This is a genomic window from Paenibacillus ehimensis NBRC 15659 (assembly GCF_004000785.1).
In the GTDB taxonomy this organism is placed as follows: domain Bacteria; phylum Bacillota; class Bacilli; order Paenibacillales; family NBRC-103111; genus Paenibacillus_G; species Paenibacillus_G ehimensis.
In genome coordinates, this window is record NZ_BILX01000161.1 from 1 (window position 1) to 3,098 (window position 3,098).

At 57.0% G+C, this 3,098-nt stretch carries 3 protein-coding genes; all 3 read right to left on the reverse strand.

Annotated elements, in window-relative coordinates; all coding sequences use genetic code 11:
* Positions 1–42 precede the first annotated feature (42 nt).
* On the reverse strand, positions 43–894 hold the full coding sequence (locus PEH01S_RS34000) for a purine-nucleoside phosphorylase (protein ID WP_025846505.1): 852 nt from the start codon (positions 892–894) through the stop codon (positions 43–45).
* Between the two features lie 71 nt (positions 895–965).
* On the reverse strand, positions 966–1,796 hold the full coding sequence (locus tag PEH01S_RS34005; RefSeq protein ID WP_025846507.1) for a purine-nucleoside phosphorylase: 831 nt from the start codon (positions 1,794–1,796) through the stop codon (positions 966–968).
* A gap of 31 nt (positions 1,797–1,827) precedes the next feature.
* Positions 1,828–3,003: a phosphopentomutase gene (gene deoB, locus PEH01S_RS34010; RefSeq protein WP_127490433.1), complete on the reverse strand. Its 1,176-nt coding sequence runs from the start codon at positions 3,001–3,003 to the stop codon at positions 1,828–1,830.
* Positions 3,004–3,098 lie beyond the last annotated feature (95 nt).

A 3,098-nucleotide genomic window follows, 5' to 3' on the forward strand; every position in this document is an offset into this window, starting at 1 on the left:
CCAATCGAAGGAAAGCGGTTTTTGGTTGGCTTCATTTAGACATCAAGCTTGCGCTTCTTTCACAAATCGGCGCACCAGCTCGATGAAAATCGGCTTCGTGCGGTTCGCTACCGCCACTACCTGCTCATGCGTGAGCGGCTCCAGCTCTTCGCCGATCGCCATGTCGGTGATGCAGGAGATGCCGAGCACCTTCAGGCCTGCGTGGCTTGCAGCAATCACTTCGCCTACGGTCGACATGCCTACAGCGTCGCCGCCGAGGTTCGCGAGCATGGTCAGCTCGGCCGGAGGCAAATAGTTCGGACCGCTAATGCCCGCGTATACGCCTTCCTGCAGGCGGATCGCTTCGCCGCGCTCCTGTCCCATTTGAGCAGCAATGCGCTTGGCGAGCTCGCGGAATTCCGGGGTATACGCCCGCGACATGTCCGGAAAACGGGGACCGAGCTCCGGATGATTGATTCCGATGAGCGGGTTGTCGCCCGTCAGGTTGAGCTGGTCGGAGATCAGCATCAAATCTCCCGCTTGAAACGCGCGGTTCATGCCGCCTGCCGCGTTCGTAATGACAAGCGACTGAACGCCGAGCTGCTTCATGACGTAGATCGGGAAGACGACTTTTTTCATGGAGTAGCCTTCGTAGTAATGAAAACGGCCCTGCATGACGATGACATTTTTGCCTTCCAGCTTGCCGATGACAAATTGCCCGGCATGGCCTTCCACCGTAGATACCGGAAAATGCGGGATCCTATCGTAAGGAATGGCGATCGCGTCCTCCACCTGAGCAGCCATATCGCCCAGGCCGGAGCCGAGCACCAAGCCCATATCTAAAGATCTCCGGTCGATGCGGTCGCTGATCCATTGTGCCGCTTCTTGAATATGTTCAACGTAATTCGGTTCCATCTCTTCTCCCTCTTTCGAATCGAATTCGGCAGCGGCTTGACGCCGGACGCCGTTCCAATCACCATGACATTCTAGATTCGCGAGATGATTCCGAGCACGAGCTTAAGAAATTTCGGCTTCGCGCGCTCCGTCGTTTCCATAACCTCCGCATGGGACAACGGCTGATCCAGGATGCCCGCCGCCATATTGCTGATGCAGGAAAAACCGAGCACTTCAATCCCCGCATGCCGCGCGACAAGCACTTCCGGCACGGTGGACATGCCCACGGCATCGCCGCCGAGCGTCCGCATCATGCGGATTTCCGCAGGCGTTTCGTACGACGGTCCGAGCAGCCCAAGGTATACGCCCTCCTGCAGCTTCAGCCCCTGCTCTGCCGCTACCTCCTTTGCCGTCTCGCGCAGACGGCGGCTGTACGCTTCAGACATATCCGGGAAACGAACGCCCAGCTCGCTATGGTTCGGTCCAATGAGCGGATTGCGGAACGTAAAGTTAATATGATCGCGGATCAGCATCAGGTCCCCGACCTCGAACGACGTGTTGATGCCGCCGGCGGCGTTGGTCACCAGCAGCTTCTCCACGCCCAGCTCCTTCATGACACGGACCGGGAACGATACCGTCTCTACGCCGTATCCTTCGTACATATGAAAACGGCCTTTCATCATCAGGACGTGCTTGCCTTCCACTTTGCCAAGCAGCAGCTCTCCGGCATGACCTTCCACCGTCGATACCGGAAAATGCGGAATGTCCTCATAAGGAATCGTTACCCCGTCTTCCACCAAATCGGCCAGGACTCCCAAGCCGGAGCCCAGGATCAAGCCGATTTCCGGCTTCTGCGGATATTTGCCGCGGATATATTCCGCAGCTTCCTTCATGTTCTTCAACAGCGTCGTTTGATCGCTCATTCGATTCGTCCTCCCCGGCAATATGTATTTGTTATTTCAATTCATTCAAAAAGCTGGTGCCGTTGCCTGTTCCCGTCACCCCGAAGTTTTCGGCAACCGTCGCGCCGACATCGGCAAACGTGCTGCGGACTCCGACCGTCCCCGTCGTTTCGAACGCCGGGCTGTACATCAGAAGCGGCACATACTCGCGGGTATGGTCCGTCCCGTGATGAATCGGATCGTTGCCGTGATCGGCCGTCAGAATGAGCAGGTCGTCCTCGCCGATCCGTTCCATGAGCTTGGGCAGCCATTCGTCAAATTCGTTCAGCGCCATAGCGTAACCTTCCGGGTCACGGCGATGCCCGTACAGCGAGTCGAAATCGACAAGGTTCGTAAACAGCAGCCCTTGGAACGATTCTCCCATCACGTCAATCGTCTTGTGAATTCCGTCGAGATTGCTTTTGGTCGGAAGCGAACGGGTCACGCCTTCGCCGTCAAAAATATCGTTGATCTTCCCGACGGCGATGCAATCGAATCCCGCATCCTTCAACTGGTTCATGACCGTCGGAGCCGGCGGCTTCACCGCATAATCGTGACGGTTCGGCGTGCGCTTGAACGCTCCGGGCGTCCCGACATAAGGCCGTGCGATGACGCGGCCGACCGTATACGGATCTTCAAGCGTCAGCTTGCGGGCGATCTCGCAGGCACGGTACAGCTCCTCCAGCGGAATGATCTCTTCATGCGCCGCAAGCTGGAATACGCTGTCCGCCGAAGTATAGACGATCCAAGCTCCGGTTTTCATCTGCTCCTCGCCCAGCTCGTCCAAGATTTCCGTTCCGGAGGCTGGCTTATTGCCGATAACCTTGCGCCCGGTTTCCTGCTCGAAACGGGCGATCAGCTCCGGCGGGAAGCCTTCCGGAAATACGTTGAACGGAACGGTTACATTGAGGCCCATAATTTCCCAGTGCCCGGTCATCGTATCTTTGCCTACCGACACTTCGGCCATTTTGCCGTAATATCCGGTTGTGCGTTCAACCGGTTCAACACCCTGCAGCCCGGCAATATTTCCGAGACCGAGCTGCTGCATATGGGGCACGCGCAGCGACGGCACGCGCTCCGCAATATGGCCGAGCGTATGGGCGCCGGTATCGTTAAAACGCGCGGCATCCGGCAGCTCGCCGATCCCCACGCTATCAAGCACAATCAAGCATACTCGTTTAAATTTCATGAGATGTCCTCCTCCGGGCATTGCAAAAGCAATGCCATCTTCGTAAGCATAGGCTTGGGCATTGCAAAAGCAATGCCCACTTCATAAGCAGAGGC

Coding starts and splice junctions, on each gene's coding strand:
- deoB (WP_127490433.1), bottom strand. CDS start 3,003: ATGAAATTTAAACGAGTATGCTTGATTGTGCTTGATAGCGTGGGGATC.
- PEH01S_RS34005 (WP_025846507.1), bottom strand. CDS start 1,796: ATGAGCGATCAAACGACGCTGTTGAAGAACATGAAGGAAGCTGCGGAA.
- PEH01S_RS34000 (WP_025846505.1), bottom strand. CDS start 894: ATGGAACCGAATTACGTTGAACATATTCAAGAAGCGGCACAATGGATC.